Here is a 17,393-nt window from a genome sequence, read left to right on the forward strand (position 1 = left end):
TTTGCCTTTTATTAATCGATTCTTTTAATAATATGTGAACCACGCATTACCGGAATTGAATATTTGGTCTGAATTAATTTTGGGTTTTCTTTATCTATTAACCTAAAGAAATCTACAGAACCACCTTTTTGATTACTATCGTGATGGTCAAAAACAGCTACCGCTAAAAAATTACTAGAACCGTCAAAAACCACACCTTCTGGCATTACACCTTCAAAGAAAAATTCGTCTTTTAAAGTGATTTTTCCTGTATCTTCATTAAAGCTAAATAAAGATATTGAGTAAAAAGGCTGGTAGTTTGGGCTCTCAACAGGATAGAGCGATGCCTCAAAATTTAAGGCAACTACCCATTTACCATCGGGACTTACCGCAATATTTTCGGGTGAAACTCGTGAAGGCTCAATAGATACAATTTGGTTTTGTGGTCCATTATCTCCTTTATTTGCTCTGTCTAATCGTATAGCTGCAACGGTTCCCCTAGTTGGTGCTAAATATAAGCCTGGAAGATCTGCTCCCCAACCAATATTGGTGACCAATAAGTACTTTCCGTTTGGAGACCAGTACATAATTCCTGGTAATTTTCCCGGATTTACAGCATTACCATATGGTGTTAATGTTAAGTCGTTTTCGTTGAATTTAAAAAAACGAACGGTTTCATCGCCAAAAGAACTTGAAATAGCTAAAAATTCACCAGTTGGGTCAAAAGTTAAATGTGATGCTTTTGAACCCGGAAGCATAGATGCTGCCAATTCTAAAGCTATATTTTTTGCTTTACCCAGTTTTCCGTTTTTCAATGGAAAAATAATGACCTCTTTCCCTTCTTCCATAGTCGATACCGCAACGTATTTGCCACTTGGGTGTACATCTATGGCGTTAATACCATCGGCAACGTCTGTAACACTTAACACTTTGGCTGTTTCAACATCTACTATTGTCAATTTTCTGCCCACAGGTGTATCATTGATCATTGATTCACCTAATGGAGCAGGACCAAATAATTCTGATACTAAAGCGTATTTTCCGTCTGGTGTTACCGTTAAGCTGTTTGGCCAATATTTAACCGAGTTACTTACAGAAGCTGTTTTTAATGCTTTGGGATTAGTTAAATTATCACCATCTATTATGGTTAATTGGTCTACTAAATCGGCTGTTTTATTTCCTGATTTTCCATCAACATAAGTTGAGGCCAACTGGTCTGCATCAGACAAGACTACTAGTTTTTTTGCTTTAAAATCTAGGTAGTTAAATTTTTGTTGTGCATTAATTGAACCAAGCATACCGCTTAAGACAAATAAAACCAATAAAACTCTTGTTTTCATTTTGCGTATATTTTATTTGTTCGGTTCTAAATTCTTCATCATTCTTCGTAAAGAGAACACAAAACTTTCTGGACTGTCCTCTTGTGTAAAATGACCTGCTTCTGGTAGTAACTGTACTGGTGCTTTAGGAAAAAGAGCACGCCATTTGTCTTGTATGTGTTGAGAGGCAACAGCATCATCTTTTAATCCAAAAATTAACTCAACAGGTTTGTCTTGTAACTTCGGTAATTTAGTTTCCAGGTCTTCTAACCAAGATGCTGCAAGTGTAATTTGTTGCGGAAAAACTGCGGTAGCTCTTCTAGATTCTCTTGTAGGAAAAGGCATGGCGTACGCATCTGTAATGGCTTTGTTATTACGCGATTTTTCATTTATGGAATTCTGCATTAGAGCAGTTGCAAAAAAGTTTTCGTCTAAAACTTTGTTTTCCATTTCTGGCGTTCTCATTAACATTGAAAATTCTTTTAATTTGCCTTCGGCTTTCCAAGCCCAAGTATTACTAATTACAATACCTAAAACTTTATCTGGATTACTTGTTGCCACAGATAAACCAGTTGGTCCGCCCCAATCTTGAACCACAATTATAAATTTCTCTAATTTTAAATGCTCAAAAAGTAAGGCTTTAATCCATTCTACGTGTTCTTGTGGTGTGTAACCATAGTTTTTTGGAGTATAGGAAAAACCAAATCCAGGTAAGTCGTATGCAATGACTCTAGCTTCACCTGAAAGTGCTTTAATTATATTCCTGTTTAAAAAAGACCAATCTGGATTTCCGTGTGTTAAAACAATAGGAATACCTTCGCCTTCATCAATGTAATGCATTGAAATTCCGTCTTTTTCAAACCAGTTGCTTTTAAAAGGATATTCTTTTTTATCTACTGTAAAGGGTCTTTCTTTTTTATTGGTTTCATCTTTATTGTAGATGTCTTGAGCTTGAGATATATTAGCCATAGTAATTGCAAGTATTAAGGTTAGTACAATTGTTTTTCTGAATGTGTTTTTTGTTTTCATTTGTATTTTGTTAAATTTATTTCTAATCATTTGATTAGTTTTACGGTAAAAAAATATTAGAAGTGCTGAAATGTGGTTTCTATATAGTCGTTAATGGTAATTTCATTTTGAATTTTTGTTGCTAAAGCCAAACCACTTAATGCTAAAACAAGATAATTTGTGTGTCTTTCTATAGTTTGGTTGTCCTTTATGCTATTTAACTCCAAATTGTGTTTAAACAAGGTTCTTAATTGTTCCTCGTAGTTCGAAATAATGATACCTACTTTTTTATCTACATCTAAACCAAATTCTGACATGGTATTTACCATTAAACAACCGTTTTTAGAATTGTTTTGATTAGCAAATTCAGCGAACTGATAGAAAAAGTCTTTAATACTCTCGATGCCATTAGAAGCGTTTTTAAGTGCATTAATTAATTTTTGCAATTTGCTTCTATACAATTTTAAGCTTTCTAGAAAAAGCTTTTGTTTGTTACCAAAACTAGCGTTTATAGAAAATTGATTGATCCCCATTTCTTTAGATAGCATTCTTAATGATGTATTTCTATAACCGTTTTTCCAGAACAGAGCCATTGCCTTTTCTATGACTTCTTCTTCATTATATTTTTTTTCTCTAGGCATAAAACTAAATTACATTACAAAACTAATCAAATGATTAGAAACAAAAAAATATTTACTGTTTTTTAAGATTTTTTTATAAAATAGGAGGGATTTTCAATAGGTAAACTATTTTCTACTAAAAATTATTATTCATTTTTTTGATGCCTGAAAGTGTTTTAGAAACATGTTAGCGTGTGAATATAAAAGAAAAACCACCTTACTTTCGCCAGGTGATTTTTAATTTATGTGGAGAGCAGTCTACAAAAAACTAGCTCTTACCTGAGCCACTAATTTAGTACCATCTGGATCTGCTTTGGTTTTAAGGTGCGTAAAATCTTCGGCCCATTGTGAGGTGCGTATTCGTAAAGGCGGATTGTCGTTTTGTGCTACATCTAAAGCAACTTGTGCGACTTCTAAACCAGTTTGGTATACTTGTGTTGCGCTTTCTTTTGCTCTTTGTTGGTTTCCAGCCATATATTGCTCAAAAATAGGAGCATACTCGCCAGTTGCAAATTGTCCTTCGGTAGCTGTTTTGTCTATAGCAGACGCCATAAATTCGGTTGAAATTCCGCCAGGTTCTAAGCAGGTAATTTTAATATTAAACGGATCGCTAACATAAGTGGCTAAGCCTTCCATAAAACCTTCTACTGCAAATTTAGCTCCGCAATATAGTTCATTAAAAGGTTGGCCAACCAAACCACCAACAGAGGTTATGCTTATTACCTGTCCAGATTTTTGTTTGCGCATATAAGGTAAAACCGCTTTCGTGCAATACACCACACCAAGATAGTTAACATCTGTTACCCATTTAATTTCTGCTTCGGAAGCTTGTTCTGTAGTTTTAGCGAATCCTGCTCCAGCATTATTAAAAAGGATGTCAATTTTACCATCGTTTTTAATAATGGTATCTACTGCAGCTTTTATGGTGTCGGTTTTTGTAACGTCTAAAGGCACTATGTGAATGTCTAAATTATCAGCTTCTATTTGTTTTTTTAAAGCAGTTGCTTTGTCTAGGTTTCGCATAGATGCATAAACCTTAAAGTTGTTTTTTGCGAATAGGATGGCGCTTTCAAAACCAACTCCTGTAGATGTTCCTGTGATTAATACGTTTCTTTTCATATGGATTGTTTTTCTGGAGTGAATGTTCATTCTAAATTAATCTTAAATTTTTTTTATGCTTTTATAGCATCCCAAAGCATGTGCATTTGATTGTTAAGTGATACTTTGTTAGTCTCTTTCTGACCAAAGTACCATCGTAAATAGGATAGGATAGAACCACCAATAAACATTAAAAGTTCGTCTATATTAATGTCTTTTATAATGCGTTCTTGCTGTCCTTTAACTAATAGTTTATTGACTTCTGTAATAGATTTTACACCTTCGTTTCTGCTCTTTTCTGTAATAATAGGAGAGGCTTGCAATTGTTCCATAAATTTAAAATAGGTAGGATTGGCTATAAAAAAATCGATCATAGCAGTGTAATACGTTTCAAATTGTGTTTTAATGGATTTGTTAGCATCAAAATCTAAAAACAAGTCTTTTTCTTCGTGTTTTATACTAACGTAAATGGTATTTATTAATACGTCTTTGTTAGGGAAATAATTATAAATAGTTCCCATACCAGTTCCTGCAGCTTTAGCAATAGCAGACATAGGTGTATTGTGTACGCCTTTTTCAGTTAGTAACGTAATGGCAGCAGATAGTATGGCTTCTTTTTTATTCACAAGGCAAAGGTATCTATTTTGGAATGATTATTCCAAAGTTTTAACTTTAATTTAAAGCTTTAGTTTCTAATAACGCTTAGTTCGGTTTCTAAAGTGGCTTTAGCATTGGCTTGCTCATCAGTTAATGTTGTGTTTAGCAAATTATTGCTTTCGTAAGGGTCGTTACTTAAGTTGTAAAATTCTTGTGTGCCATTAGCATACGTTATCAGCTTATAGCTTCCGTTGTTTATCGCCCAATTATTAACGTTTCCATCGTCTTTTTCGGCATATTGAAACGTTCTTATAGTAGTGTCTTCAGTAAGTAAGGATTTAAAACTTTTACTATCGTTAATTTGGTCTGTGCCAACACCTGCTAATTGAGCAATGGTTGCAAATAGGTCTGTGCTTGTAATTAAATTTGGATCTATTCCTGTTCTGGTTACACCATATCCAGAGACAAAAAGCGGTACATTTATTCCGCCTTGGTACAAGGTTCCTTTTGCAGTTGTGCTTAAATAAGGGGTTTGCGCAACTTCATTTGGTGTGCCATTATCTCCAATAAAAATAATGGTAGTATTGGCTTTTTCAGTTTCGGATAAGGTATCTAATAAACGTCCAATTTGGAAATCCATAGCCTCAATAGCTGCCATATAATAGGGTGTTTCGTCCATTCCGTTAGCATATTCTGGCAGATTACCTTGCGTGTGCATGTTGCTTGGTGGTACATGAAACGGTGTGTGTGGAGCATTATAGGCCAACCACATAAACCAAGGTTTGTTTTGTTGTTGTATCCAGTTTATGGATAAATCTGTGAAGGCAGTTGTACTATAATCGGTTTGTAGAGTACTGCTTCCGTCTTCTGTTAAGAGCCAGTTATAATAACTTTGTGGTTCGCCTCTAAGTAAACCAGCATAATAATCGATACCAAATATTTCGGGATTAAAAGTGCTGCTGTTGCCTGCCAAATGCCATTTACCAACAACTGCAGTCGCATAGCTAGTATTGGTTTGGTTGCTAATATATTGTTGCAAACTGGTTTCGGAATTTTGAATGACGTCTCCAGCCCATTTTACGTCAGTACGGTAACCATATTTTCCAGTTAAAATGGAGGCTCTGGTTGGCGAGCACGTTGGATACGACCAAAAATTGTTGAATGTTAATCCTGCATTACGGATAGCGTCTATATGTGGTGTGTTTGGTTTAATGCTTCCTTCCGAAAAGCCATTTATGGCATCTTTACCTAAATCGTCTGCAATAATAAACAGAATATTTGGTGTGTTTTGTGTTGGATTTTCTATTGGGTTTTGTGTTTCTTCGGAAGTGTTAATATCACTACTACAGCTAAATAGTATACATAGGATGGTGATTATAAAAAGCTGTTTCATATTAATCAATAAACGGGTTGCTATATTTTTCATCAGTAAGCATGTCGTTGTCTGTTAATGTATTTAGAAAAGCGACTAATGCATTTTTTTCTTCTTCGGAAAAATTAAATTGTCCAACCTCGCCAGCATCATTTACTAAAGGTGTAATTAAATTTTGATGGTTTTGAATGCCAGAACTGTAATGCTCAACAACTTCCATTAAAGTGGCAAACCTTCCGTCGTGCATATAAGGCGGACGCACACCTATATTTTTTAACGATGGGAATTTAAACTTACCAATATCGTTGCTGTTTCCTGTCGCTTCGCTAACACCTAAATCTGTTGTAGAGGTGGCGTCTAAACCATTAGATGTTGCAAAAGTTGTAAGTGGGAAATTAGTGTTTGGAAAAGGTCCAATAAAGGCTTCCGTTTGGTGACAACCAACGCAGTTTCCGCTAACACCATTGGTTAACGTGCGTGGTGCATAAAATAGGGTTTTACCTTGATTTTCTTGGTCTGTAAAACTCGGAAAGTTTGCCATAGGAGAGGCCACTTCGCTTCTTGCAACATCATATTTTGAAGTGACACTAACTAGGCTACGTATAAATTGTGCTAAGGCTTTAGAAATTTTATCGCTTGTAATTGTTTGATCGCCAAATGCGTCTTGAAATAATTGCGGATAGTAATCTTGGCTACTGGTTATATTAACTAATTCTTGAAGCGTTAAACCCATTTCTACATCGTCTTGAAAAGGCATTAAGACTTGTTCTTCCAAAGTGTTGGCACGCTCGTCCCAAAAGAATTTTCCGCTAGCATAAAATCTAGCATTTACAATGCTCATGGAATGTCTTCTGGTTAATCCACCTTCAAAACCTTGACTTAATGTATTGGCATCCGAAAAACCATGTTCCGCTTGATGGCAAGAAGCACAAGCAACTGTACCATTACCACTTAATTTTTTATCGTAAAAAAGCACACGACCTAAGGTTGCACCTGCATCTGTTATTGGATTGTCTGCAGGAGTATTGTCGTAAGCTGTTACGGCTTGAAACTGAAATTGTGTCGGGAATTCGCTTGCGGTATAATAACTAGGTAATCCAATGTTTGCGTAGTTAAAATAGGCGTCTGGTAGGTTTAATTGTGTTATAATATTGTTGTCTGGAATGGGAATATATTCTTCTGAATCTGAATCGGAACAAGATGAAGCAAAAAACAATAAAGCGAGTAAGCCACAAGATAATAAATGCTTGGTTTTCATAAATTAAAAATAGTTAGGTTGCGCTATTTGGACTTAAAAGATGAAAAAAGGTTTAATTTTCTGGCATTATTTTTTGTTTAATATACCGTTGTATTTAGCTGTTTAGCACAATCTATAACCTTAGTTATGGTTTTATTGACTTCGTTTTTTCGCCAATGAATAAATAAATCAATGGTTTGATCGATGTCTATAAAACGCACATTATTAAATTTTGAATATTTAAAAGAATGCGGTAAAATAGAAATACCAAGTCCTTTAGACACTAGATTTAAAATCATTCCACCAAAATCAGATTCGATGCTAATTTTAGGTTCAAAACCATACTGATTAAACAAATTACGTAATAAAGACGAAAAATAAGTGGTTTGATGTAAACCGGAAAGTATAAAGTTTTCGTGTTGCAGTTTGTCTATATTGTTAACGGTATCTTTATTTAACCAATGGTCGTTGGGAACCGCAATACAAATTGGCTCTGTAAATAATTTAAGCGATTGTATATTAATATGCGAAATAGAGTCGCGACTAAAAGCGATATCGGTTTTGTAATTTAGGAGTAGTTTTTCGTGGTTTTCGTCGGTAAGTTCGGCTAATTCTAATTTAAGATCTGGTAAATTGGTTGTAATAAGGTCTAGGAAATTAGGAAGCAAACTAAAGGTGATAGAACCAGGATAAGAGATAGACACCACACCAGCATCACCTTGATTAATTTTTTTGGCTTGTTGGTAAATATGGTCTAACTCGTTTATGGTTTTGCTCCAATGTTGTTGTAAAAACTTTCCAGCATCGGTTAGTTTTACGTTTCTTTTATTTCTTTCGAATAGTGAAAAACCAAGCTCGTCTTCCAACGCTTGTATTTGTCTGGTTAATGAGGATTGTGAGATGAAGACTTTTTCGGCAGTGTTCCAAAAATGAAGCTCTTCGGCTAAAACTAAAAAGTATTTTATTTGCTGTGTGGTCATAACAAATGCGTTTTTTGCATTACTGAATCAAAAATATGTATTTTTTAGTACTTATCATCGAGGTTTCTTTGTATCACATTTATTTATAACTCGTAAACTGAAATAGTATGTTAGGCATCGAAAATTTTATGACCTTTATAGGCACGGCTTTGTTTTTTGTAATGACACCAGGAATTGATACTGTATTTGTATTAAATAAGTCTATTGGTCAAGGTCGTAAGTCTGGAATACTGTCAGCAATGGGTATTAACACAGGTGTTTTAACGCACACGTTTTTGTCTGCAATTGGCTTAACGGTTTTAATTGCAAAATCTGGAATAGCCTTTATGGCAATAAAGTATATTGGCGCAGTGTATTTGGTTTATATTGGTGTAAAAAAGTATAGGGATACTTCTGCTTTATTTACAGAAAATATGGTACGTGAAGTTAAAAACAGTTCTAAAAACGACTTTTGGTCTGGGTTTTTTACCAACTCTTTAAATCCTAAAGTTGCATTATTCTTTTTGGCATTTTTTCCGCAGTTTATTACACCTTCAAAATTAGAAGATCCTGTGCCTTTTGTTTTATTGGGTGTTACGTTTGCACTAATTGGTGTGGTTTGGTATGTGATTTTGACCTTGTTTGCCAGTACGTTTTCAACTAAAATTAAAGGGCATCCAAACTCAGGGATTTTGCTTAATAAAATAAGCGGATTTGTGTTTGTGTTAATGGGATTACAGATTGCTTTTGGGTAAGGCAACTAGTTGATTTTAATGCGACACCACTTTTAACCCAATAATAGAACTTATAAGTGTAGTTAAAAAGAAGAGACGCCAAAAATTGGCTGGTTCTTTAAATACTAAAATACCTAATGCAACGGTTCCCACGGCTCCAATACCTGTCCAAATGGCATAAGCTGTACCTATTGGAAGTTTTTCAATAACTTTTATTAGCAAGGTCATGCTAATGATTAAGCATACAAAAAAAGCAGCATACCATACGTAAACGTCGTTTCCATGAGCAGTTTTGGCTTTACCTAAACAGAAAGCAAAAGCGACTTCAAATAGGCCAGCAATAATTAAAAGTATCCAATTCATTTGGTGTGAAATTTTGGTTGAAATATCGTGATATAAAATTTGGTTTGATGCATTATCATTCTTAAAACGGTATTAAATTTTGATACAAAAAAACCACCATGCTTTCACAAGGTGGTTTTATAAAATGTAATGTGTCAATTTCTATTTATCAATAGATCCTAAAACACGTTTCATAAAGTTGTTAACGGCATCTTTTTTAGTCGCTCCATCTTTAATCATTTTATGCACTTCAATAGCACCATACATGTTAGAGATTAATTCTCCTATAACGTCTAATTCTTCGTCTTTAAGAGAAGGAACTTCGGTTAATGCCTCTAAGGTTTCAATAGTTTCAATAATGTAATCTTCATCATTGTCTTCTATAAATTGTGCTAGGTGTTTTATTACTGGTAATTTCATTGATACATATATTTAGTTTCCGCGATAGCGAAAAATGATCTTTCTTAAACTACTTCGTTAACTAAGTCTTTTAAAACGTCGAACTTATTGGTTTGTGTTTGATTTACAAATTCGCCATTTTTAAAAGTTGCAAACGTAGGTAGATTATCTACAGTTGCAAGTTTTCTAGATTCAGGAAATTGTTCTGCATCAGCCATAATAAAGGTGATATTTTCATTTTCCGAAGCTAACTTTTTAAACTTAGGTTTCATGATTCTACAGTTACCGCACCAAGTGGCAGAATATTGTACAATCACAGTGTCATTTTCTGAAATGATTTCAGATAAATTATCTTGTTCTAACTCCTTTACCATGATTATTTTAGTTTAAATGAGCCTTCAAATACTCAGCTGTACCTTTAGCGTTTGCTTGCATAGCATCTTTACCTTCTTCCCAGTTTGCTGGACAAACTTCACCTTTTTCTTGTACGTGAGTTAAGGCATCAACGATTCTTAAGTATTCGTTTACATTTCTACCTAATGGCATATTGTTAACGCTCTCGTGTTGGATAGTTCCTTCTTCGTCAATGATGTAAGTTGCTCTAAAAGTAACGTTGTCACCTTCTACAGTTACAAGTCCTGTTTCTTCGTCAAATTGCTCGTTAAAAATATCTAAGATTCCTAAAGCTGATGCTAAGTTACGGTTAGAATCTGCTAAAATTGGGTAAGTTACACCTTCAATTCCACCATTATCTTTTGCAGTACTTAACCATGCAAAGTGAACTTCGGCAGTATCACAAGAAGCACCAATTACAATTGTATTTCTCTTTGCGAATTCTTCTTGAGCTGCTTGAAATGCATGTAATTCTGTTGGACAAACAAAAGTGAAATCTTTTGGGTACCAAAATAAAACTACTTTTTTGTTATTGTTTATTGCTTCATCAAGAACATTGAGTTTGAAAGTATCACCCATTTCGTTCATTGCATTTACATCTAAATTTGGAAATTTTTTACCTACTAAAGCCATATCTATTTTTTATTTATTGTTATAATTTTCAACAAAATTAAAGATAAGAACAGCTAATAGCAATAGAAATTTATTATAAGAAACTATGAAGTAATAGTATGAAGTAATAAGTGTTGGAAAGGGTGTGTATTTTTGTTAATTTGACAATAAAATTGCTATGTGATTATCAACTATGTAATTATAGATGAATATTATTGAAAACTTAATTTTGTTTATTTTTTAATTGTCTGATTTTTATATTAAAAGCTGCAAACAGTAACGTTGTAAATGGACTTAACCAATTGAAGATAGCATAGTATATATATTCACCAACACCAACGCCTAAAACTCCAGATTGATAAGCGCCACAGGTATTCCATGGGATTAATACAGAGGTTACGGTTCCAGAATCTTCTAAAGTTCTCGATAAATTTTCTGGTGCAAGACCTTTGTCTTCATAAGCTTGTTTAAACATTTTACCAGGAATGACTAGAGCTAAATATTGATCGGATGCTACGACGTTTAAACCTAAACAACTTGCCACAGTTGCAGCAAATAATCCAAATACAGATGTCGCAATAGATAATAGTGCTTTTGTAATTCTAGACAATGCACCAATGGCATCCATAATTCCGCCAAAAACCATAGCACAAATAATTAAGTAGATGGTCCAGAGCATGCCGTTCATACCTCCAGCGCCAAACAGTTGTTTTAGTTTGTCTATCGTTAAAAGGTAACTTAAGCTTTCGGCTTTCGTCGATAATGTGTTTTTATCATAATTTGAATTTGAAAATACTTGCTCTAATTCTGTATTAGTAAAGCTTTTTTCAATTCCGCCATCTGTGAATAGGGTTTCTAGATGTTCATTGCTCTTTATAGCTTCAAGATCTTGAGGATTGAGATTTGCCATAAACGCAGAATCATCAATAGGAATATTTGTATCTGTTAATATAGAATTTACAATGGTTTTAGATTTAGAACCTGTGACATTTTCAATTACATCTGGTTGAAACATAACTGCAAAAATAATAGCCAATATTACACCAGTTCCTAATGCAATTAAGGGTTTTGTTTTTAATAATATTAGGCCAACAACAGCAATAGGAACTGCAAATAACCATGGCGTTATATGAAACGTAGCATCTATGGTTTCTAAGATTTGAGAAATGTCTGCATTTCCAGATGTGTCAATTGATGCACTAATAATTCCAAATACAACCAACGTCACCACAATTGTAGGTACTGTTGTATAGGACATGTATTTGATGTGCGTAAACAAATCTGTTCCAGCCATAGCAGGAGCAAGGTTTGTGGTATCACTAAGAGGTGACATTTTATCTCCAAAATACGCTCCAGATATTACTGCACCTGCAATCATGCCAGGATTAATACCTAAGGCAGTACCAATACCAACTAAAGCAATACCTACGGTTGCTGAGGTGGTCCAAGAACTTCCTGTGGCAATAGAAATTACTGCAGCTATAATGACAGATGCTGGTAAAAATATTTCGGGACTTAACACTTGTAAACCGTAATATACCATTGCAGGAATTACACCACTTATGAGCCAAGTTCCGGCTAAGGCGCCAACTAAAAACAAAATCATTATTGGTACAAATACACTTTTTAGGTTTTCCCAAACTTCTTTCACCATCACTCGTGGAGAAACTTTATTCATGAAACCTCCAATCATGGCTATGAAGCCACCTATTAATAAAATTAATTGATTTGTGTAAGCACCAAACCACTCTTGGTCTTCAACAAAAAAGATGTTGTAAGCAAGTAAACCCATTAATATCACTACAGGAATTAAGGCTTCAAAAATGTTAAGTTCCTTATTATCAACAATGTTTTGATCTTTAGCTTTAAATTCTGAAATGTTATCGTTGTCGTTCATGTGATAATAATGATAGTTTTGTCTTGTAATGTTACGATTTTGTCGTCTATTCTGCAAATCGCAATGTTTAACAGAATTTGGTATTCAATTCTAAAAAAAAGAAGGCGTTAACTTAATTTGTATCAGGAAATACTGATGCTAACGTTGGTTTATAAATCACTTAGTTTTTGTTGACGATTTTTTAAGTGCAGAACATTTCCGAAGAAAAGCGATTTAAACGTAGCTCAATAAAATGCTGTGAGAAATGGAGAGCGATAAGATGATAAAAAAAGCCTTTCAAAATTATAAGAAAGGCTTTTTGTAGATTAAGGGTTTAACTCAAAACCGCATCTTCTTTAGAATTTAAAATATTCAAAGTTTCCATACATTCTCGCATCATGGTGTATGTGCGTTCAATATCTGCATCTAAACCTATTGAGAATCTAATGAGGCCATCACTTAATCCCATTTCTTTTTGTTCGTCTTCAGGGATTTCAGAGGATGTAGAGCTTCCTGGAGCTGAGAATAATGTTTTGTAAAAGCCTAAACTTACAGCTAGATAACCAAGATTACGTTCTTGCATTAACTCCATTAAAGCATTGGCTTTGTCTAAAGAGCCAACGTCAATAGTGAGCATGCCTCCAAAGCCATATGTTTCATTCATCATTGATGTAAATAACTCATGTGAAGGATGAGACGGTAATCCTGGATAGACTGTTTTTAATCCGTCGTTTTGAAACTTTTGGGCTAAATACAAACCGTTTTTACTGTGCTGTTGCATTCTAATATGCAATGTTCTTAAGTTTTTTAAAACGGAAGCTGCTCTTAAGCTATCCATTGTAGATCCTAATAGCATTGATGCGCCATCGTTTACGTTTCTTAAATCGTTTATGAATTCTTGGGTACCACAAACAACACCTCCAACGGTATCACTAGAACCATTTATGAATTTTGTTAGGCTATGAATCACAACATCTGCACCTAATTTAGCTGGAGAAATAGATAATGGCGAAAAGGTGTTGTCTACTATTAATTTTAAATTATATTTTTTTGCAAGTTGAGCTAATCCTTTAATATCTGCGACTTCTAATAAGGGATTACTTACAGATTCACAGTATAATACTTTTGTGTTTGTTGTAATGGCAGCTTCAACTACATCTAATTTCGTGATATCTACAAACGACGTTTCTACATTAAAACGAGGTGCAAAATTTTTAAGAAAAGCATAGGTACCACCATAAATTGTTCTACTTGAGACTACATGATCTCCTGCACCACAAAGTTGCATAATTACAGGTGTAATTGCTCCCATACCTGAGGCAGATACATTTGCGGTTTCTGTACCTTCCATAGCAGCCAAAGCTTCACCCAAATATAAATTTGAAGGGGTAGAGTGACGAGAGTATAAATAGCAACCGTCTGCATTACCTTCAAAGGTGTCAAACATTGTTTTTGCTGAAAGAAATGTATAGGTTGACGAATCTGAAATGGAAGGATTAACACCTCCAAATTCTCCAAAATACTGTAAATCTTGTATATTATTTGCTGGTTTAAAAGCCATATTTATTGCGTTAAATTAAAAATTAGTCTTATTATATGTCATCAAATATTGTGTTATTTAGATTATATAACAATACTTAAGTGTGAAAATAGATTTTAAAACTAATATTTTAGAATTTATTAGTTGTTTTTATATTAATTAAGGGTTTTTAGATTGTTTAACTGAAAATCTTTCAAAATCAAACGTTAATTGCTTGTAAACCAGTGTTCATAAGGTTTGTGCTTAATTATCATTTATGGCTATGGCTTGATAATTAATGAAAATCATTAAATTTGCATACACATAATTATGCGAATAGCAAACGTTATTTGCATTTAAGATTAGAAAAATGATTATCAGGAATTATTGGAATGAAGAATGGAGAACGATTGAATTTGATGAAAAAATTTCGGAAAAAGAGAAATTTAAAATATCAAATTACGGTAGAATTATAAACTGTAAAACAGAAGAAAATTTTCTAGTTAAAAAGTACTACATAAACGGATATCAAAATTTGCCATTAAAGCAAAAAAAGAATGGGAAACAAACCAGTAGATACGTTCATAAACTGGTTGCCGAACATTTTTTGGAAAAAGGAGATGGAATTTGTGTGATTCACTTAGATTATGACAAAACCAACAATCGTGTTGAAAACCTAAAGTGGGCAACCAAACGAGAAAAAGAGCTTCATCAATTTAATAACCCAAATTGGGAAGACGTTGTTAAAAAAAGAAGTCAAAATATTGGTAAATTAAACGAAGCAAAGGTTAAAATTATAAAACGCCAATTAAAAAATAATAGAACTAGAATCAAAATGATTGCAAAACGTTTTGGTGTCTCAGATATGCAAATTCATAGAATTAAAACTGGAGAGAACTGGAGTTCTGTATCAGAATAAAATAGGGTAGAGCACTATTTTTTATAAAGCATAGCAGTTATGCAAACTTCTTTTTCAAGATCTTATTAAAATAATTAGGTTTTGTTTCTAACTTTTTAATGTAATTGCTTAAAAATTCGGCATCTTTTTTGACGCCTCCCAATGTTGCTGATCCTCTGGTAAAAAGCCAAGGCAAGCCTAAAAAGTAAAGCCCTTCAACTTCACTAATACCTCTGTAGTTTTTTGGGTAGTTGTAATCATTTAATGTGACACCATCAATCCATTCAAAATTAGGCTTAAAACCTGTAGCCCAAACAACATTTTTTATAGTATTATAGTCGCCATGTTCAAATTTTATTTTGGTGTTCTTGGCATCGAGAGTTCTGCCAACACAGCATACATTTTGTTTTTTTAATAAGGTTTTTACATCAGTTCCAATAATAGGTTGTCCGCCTTTACTAAGTTTTTTTCCTATGTAAGAAAATTTGCTAACCGATAGGAAACCAATTTTTTTAAACCACCACCACAATGTTTTGCCTAAAATTTCTTGAGGTATGGATGTGATATTTGTATCTCCAGAAAAATAGACCTTACGGTCGGTTTGAGATATTTCATTTAGAATTTGAACGCCAGAGTCTCCTGAGCCAACCACCAAAGCATCACCATCTTGCAGTTGTTTTGGATTTTTATAGTGCTCACTATGTATTTGAACAATCTCTTCGGAAATTTTAGAATGAAACGAAGGCGTAAACGGTTTATGAAACGGTCCAGTAGCAACAATAACATTGTTGGCTTTAAACGTTTTGGTGTCGCTTTTTAGAATGAAATGACCATTTTCCTTTTTTAACTCTGTGATTTTTTGATTAAAAGTTATAGGAATATTGAAAGTGTCTACATAAGATTTTAAATAGGCAGCAACTTCGTACTTGTTAGGATAGTAGCCTTTTTTACTAGGAAAATCAAGTCCTGGTAAATGATTAAACTCTGTAGGCGTAAATAATTTTAACGAATCCCAACGTTTTAACCAAGGCGCTCCCGTTTCACTATTGGCATCAATAATTAGAAAATCTTTTTTTAATTGTGTAAGATGATAAGCTATAGATAAACCTGCTTGACCAGCACCTATAATTATAAAGTCTGTCATGTTGCAAATTTCCATTTATTTAGATGATTATACAAGTAATAATGCTTTATTTAGACTATTAAACTATTACTAAAGGATTAACAATTATATTTGTTTTACCTATTAAGGTTTTAAAACTATAAATTTTTAAATCACATGATTCAATTAGATGCTATAGACAAAAAATTACTGCATTTACTTCAAATAGACAGTAAGCAAACTAATAAGGAGCTCTCAAGTAAATTAAATTTATCGGTAACTGCGGTTTATGAACGTATTAAAAAACTTGAACGTGCTCAAATCATTTCTGGTTATGTTGCTTTAGTTGATAAAAAAAAGATAGATAGGTCTTTTGTAACATTTTGTAGCATTAAACTGTTACAGCATACTCAAGATTTTGTGGTTAAATTTGAAAAAGAAGTCTCTCAATTAGAGGAGGTTTTAGAATGTTATCATATAAGTGGAGATTATGATTATTTGCTCAAAGTAATTGTTGCAGATATGGAAGAGTTTAGAGAGTTTATGGTAAAAAAATTAACTAAAATTAGTCACATAGGAAGCACACATAGCGCCTTTATGATGAGTGAAGTCAAGCATACAACGGCAATTAGTGTAGAATAATTGATGACCTTAAAAAGATGCAATCTCCCATTTATAAACTTTCCGAATTGTGTATCATTTTTATTTTAATACCAATAAGTTTTGCAATACAATATCCTATATGGATTAAAATGTTAATAAGTGTTTTAGGATTTATATATGTTCTTTTTGTGTTATTGCGTATTGAAAAAAATAAGTTTAAAGTTGCACCACAGTTACGTTGGAGTACATTTTTTAAGCGCACAGGTTTGCAATTGATTATTATTGCCATTCTCACAACTTTATACATGTGGTTTGTAGACCAATCAAACCTTTATGTGGTAATTTTACATAAGCCGTTATTGTGGTTGGGAATTCTTTTTGTGTATAGTTTTTTTTCGGTGTATCCTCAAGAATTAATTTATAGAACCTTCTTTTTTCAACGTTATCAGGCCTTGTTCACTAATAAAAATCGCTTTATAATTTTAAATGCGATACTGTTTTCTTTGGCACATTTGTTCTTCGGAAATATGCTAGTCATGATCCTGACCTTCGTTGGAGGACTACTTTTTGCACGAACATTTTACAAAACAAAATCTACGTTATTGGTGTCTATAGAACATGCCATTTATGGCTGTTGGTTATTCACGGTTGGTATGGGAGACATGCTCGGTTTTCCTAGTTAAGAAAAAACCATTAAATTTATGCAGCTCTATTTCTAATATCCTT

The 17,393-nt window shown here is 33.5% G+C and carries 19 protein-coding genes; 4 read left to right on the forward strand and 15 right to left on the reverse strand.

Going from position 1 to position 17,393, the window contains the following annotated elements; genetic code table 11:
* Positions 1-11: 11 nt before the first annotated feature.
* From TD29_RS08490 to TD29_RS08525, 8 genes are all read right to left on the reverse strand, one after another.
* Positions 12-1,319, reverse strand: coding sequence for a beta-propeller fold lactonase family protein (locus TD29_RS08490; RefSeq protein ID WP_040280039.1), 1,308 nt, complete (start codon positions 1,317-1,319; stop codon positions 12-14).
* Positions 1,320-1,331: 12 nt separating this feature from the next.
* On the reverse strand, positions 1,332-2,327 hold the full coding sequence (locus tag TD29_RS08495; protein WP_161792613.1) for an alpha/beta fold hydrolase: 996 nt from the start codon (positions 2,325-2,327) through the stop codon (positions 1,332-1,334).
* Positions 2,328-2,383: 56 nt separating this feature from the next.
* Positions 2,384-2,947, reverse strand: a complete 564-nt coding sequence (locus TD29_RS08500) for a TetR/AcrR family transcriptional regulator (protein WP_040280040.1) — start codon at positions 2,945-2,947, stop codon at positions 2,384-2,386.
* A gap of 237 nt (positions 2,948-3,184) precedes the next feature.
* On the reverse strand, positions 3,185-4,045 hold the full coding sequence (locus tag TD29_RS08505) for an SDR family oxidoreductase (RefSeq protein ID WP_040280041.1): 861 nt from the start codon (positions 4,043-4,045) through the stop codon (positions 3,185-3,187).
* 53 nt (positions 4,046-4,098) lie between these two features.
* Positions 4,099-4,650, reverse strand: a complete 552-nt coding sequence (locus TD29_RS08510) for a TetR/AcrR family transcriptional regulator (protein WP_040280042.1) — start codon at positions 4,648-4,650, stop codon at positions 4,099-4,101.
* A gap of 59 nt (positions 4,651-4,709) precedes the next feature.
* Positions 4,710-6,047, reverse strand: a complete 1,338-nt coding sequence (locus tag TD29_RS08515) for a sulfatase-like hydrolase/transferase (RefSeq protein ID WP_241485257.1) — start codon at positions 6,045-6,047, stop codon at positions 4,710-4,712.
* Positions 6,016-7,251, reverse strand: a complete 1,236-nt coding sequence (locus TD29_RS08520) for a cytochrome-c peroxidase (RefSeq protein ID WP_040280043.1) — start codon at positions 7,249-7,251, stop codon at positions 6,016-6,018. Before TD29_RS08520 ends, TD29_RS08515 begins: the two co-directional genes overlap by 32 nt.
* Positions 7,252-7,328: 77 nt before the next feature.
* Entirely contained in the window at positions 7,329-8,210 is an 882-nt protein-coding gene (locus TD29_RS08525; protein ID WP_040280044.1) for a LysR substrate-binding domain-containing protein, read from the reverse strand.
* A gap of 107 nt (positions 8,211-8,317) precedes the next feature.
* Here TD29_RS08525 and TD29_RS08530 point away from each other — a divergent pair, with 107 nt between their 5' ends.
* On the forward strand, positions 8,318-8,944 hold the full coding sequence (locus TD29_RS08530) for a LysE family translocator (protein WP_040280045.1): 627 nt from the start codon (positions 8,318-8,320) through the stop codon (positions 8,942-8,944).
* A 15-nt stretch (positions 8,945-8,959) separates the two neighbouring features.
* Here TD29_RS08530 and TD29_RS08535 read toward each other — a convergent pair whose 3' ends face one another.
* From TD29_RS08535 to TD29_RS08560, 6 genes are all read right to left on the reverse strand, one after another.
* Entirely contained in the window at positions 8,960-9,286 is a 327-nt protein-coding gene (locus TD29_RS08535; RefSeq protein WP_040280046.1) for a DMT family transporter, read from the reverse strand.
* Positions 9,287-9,427: 141 nt separating this feature from the next.
* Positions 9,428-9,685, reverse strand: a complete 258-nt coding sequence (locus tag TD29_RS08540) for a DUF6952 family protein (RefSeq protein WP_040280047.1) — start codon at positions 9,683-9,685, stop codon at positions 9,428-9,430.
* Positions 9,686-9,729: 44 nt separating this feature from the next.
* Entirely contained in the window at positions 9,730-10,038 is a 309-nt protein-coding gene (locus TD29_RS08545) for a thioredoxin family protein (protein WP_040280048.1), read from the reverse strand.
* 7 nt (positions 10,039-10,045) lie between these two features.
* Entirely contained in the window at positions 10,046-10,690 is a 645-nt protein-coding gene (locus tag TD29_RS08550; RefSeq protein WP_040280049.1) for a peroxiredoxin, read from the reverse strand.
* Positions 10,691-10,892: 202 nt separating this feature from the next.
* Positions 10,893-12,566, reverse strand: a complete 1,674-nt coding sequence (locus TD29_RS08555) for a Na+/H+ antiporter NhaC family protein (protein WP_040280050.1) — start codon at positions 12,564-12,566, stop codon at positions 10,893-10,895.
* Positions 12,567-12,879: 313 nt separating this feature from the next.
* Positions 12,880-14,106 carry an aminotransferase class I/II-fold pyridoxal phosphate-dependent enzyme gene (locus tag TD29_RS08560; RefSeq protein WP_040280051.1) on the reverse strand — a complete coding sequence of 409 codons (1,227 nt, stop codon included), beginning with the start codon at positions 14,104-14,106 and terminating at the stop codon, positions 12,880-12,882.
* Between the two features lie 331 nt (positions 14,107-14,437).
* Between TD29_RS08560 and TD29_RS08565 the strand changes: the two genes are divergently transcribed.
* Positions 14,438-14,983: an HNH endonuclease gene (locus TD29_RS08565; RefSeq protein ID WP_040280153.1), complete on the forward strand. Its 546-nt coding sequence runs from the start codon at positions 14,438-14,440 to the stop codon at positions 14,981-14,983.
* Between the two features lie 37 nt (positions 14,984-15,020).
* Here the strand turns inward: TD29_RS08565 and TD29_RS08570 are convergent, their stop codons facing one another.
* Positions 15,021-16,106: a flavin-containing monooxygenase gene (locus tag TD29_RS08570; RefSeq protein WP_052467032.1), complete on the reverse strand. Its 1,086-nt coding sequence runs from the start codon at positions 16,104-16,106 to the stop codon at positions 15,021-15,023.
* A 138-nt stretch (positions 16,107-16,244) separates the two neighbouring features.
* On the opposite strand from TD29_RS08570, the gene TD29_RS08575 reads away from it, so the two are divergent.
* Both TD29_RS08575 and TD29_RS08580 read left to right on the forward strand, forming a co-directional pair.
* Positions 16,245-16,706, forward strand: a complete 462-nt coding sequence (locus TD29_RS08575) for an Lrp/AsnC family transcriptional regulator (RefSeq protein WP_040280155.1) — start codon at positions 16,245-16,247, stop codon at positions 16,704-16,706.
* Positions 16,707-16,723: 17 nt separating this feature from the next.
* Entirely contained in the window at positions 16,724-17,350 is a 627-nt protein-coding gene (locus TD29_RS08580) for a CPBP family intramembrane glutamic endopeptidase (protein ID WP_040280052.1), read from the forward strand.
* Positions 17,351-17,393: the final 43 nt, after the last annotated feature.

The organism is Psychroserpens damuponensis (assembly GCF_000826655.1).
Lineage (GTDB): Bacteria > Bacteroidota > Bacteroidia > Flavobacteriales > Flavobacteriaceae > Psychroserpens > Psychroserpens damuponensis.

Excerpts from the sequence above, each read along its gene's own strand:
- TD29_RS08580 (WP_040280052.1), top strand. The coding sequence starts at position 16,724 with ATGCAATCTCCCATTTATAAACTTTCCGAATTGTGTATCATTTTTATT.
- TD29_RS08495 (WP_161792613.1), bottom strand. The coding sequence starts at position 2,327 with ATGAAAACAAAAAACACATTCAGAAAAACAATTGTACTAACCTTAATA.
- TD29_RS08520 (WP_040280043.1), bottom strand. The coding sequence starts at position 7,251 with ATGAAAACCAAGCATTTATTATCTTGTGGCTTACTCGCTTTATTGTTT.
- TD29_RS08500 (WP_040280040.1), bottom strand. The coding sequence starts at position 2,947 with ATGCCTAGAGAAAAAAAATATAATGAAGAAGAAGTCATAGAAAAGGCA.
- TD29_RS08570 (WP_052467032.1), bottom strand. The coding sequence starts at position 16,106 with ATGACAGACTTTATAATTATAGGTGCTGGTCAAGCAGGTTTATCTATA.
- TD29_RS08550 (WP_040280049.1), bottom strand. The coding sequence starts at position 10,690 with ATGGCTTTAGTAGGTAAAAAATTTCCAAATTTAGATGTAAATGCAATG.
- TD29_RS08560 (WP_040280051.1), bottom strand. The coding sequence starts at position 14,106 with ATGGCTTTTAAACCAGCAAATAATATACAAGATTTACAGTATTTTGGA.
- TD29_RS08545 (WP_040280048.1), bottom strand. The coding sequence starts at position 10,038 with ATGGTAAAGGAGTTAGAACAAGATAATTTATCTGAAATCATTTCAGAA.
- TD29_RS08525 (WP_040280044.1), bottom strand. The coding sequence starts at position 8,210 with ATGACCACACAGCAAATAAAATACTTTTTAGTTTTAGCCGAAGAGCTT.
- TD29_RS08530 (WP_040280045.1), top strand. The coding sequence starts at position 8,318 with ATGTTAGGCATCGAAAATTTTATGACCTTTATAGGCACGGCTTTGTTT.
- TD29_RS08505 (WP_040280041.1), bottom strand. The coding sequence starts at position 4,045 with ATGAAAAGAAACGTATTAATCACAGGAACATCTACAGGAGTTGGTTTT.
- TD29_RS08535 (WP_040280046.1), bottom strand. The coding sequence starts at position 9,286 with ATGAATTGGATACTTTTAATTATTGCTGGCCTATTTGAAGTCGCTTTT.
- TD29_RS08490 (WP_040280039.1), bottom strand. The coding sequence starts at position 1,319 with ATGAAAACAAGAGTTTTATTGGTTTTATTTGTCTTAAGCGGTATGCTT.
- TD29_RS08515 (WP_241485257.1), bottom strand. The coding sequence starts at position 6,047 with ATGAAAAATATAGCAACCCGTTTATTGATTAATATGAAACAGCTTTTT.
- TD29_RS08540 (WP_040280047.1), bottom strand. The coding sequence starts at position 9,685 with ATGAAATTACCAGTAATAAAACACCTAGCACAATTTATAGAAGACAAT.
- TD29_RS08555 (WP_040280050.1), bottom strand. The coding sequence starts at position 12,566 with ATGAACGACAACGATAACATTTCAGAATTTAAAGCTAAAGATCAAAAC.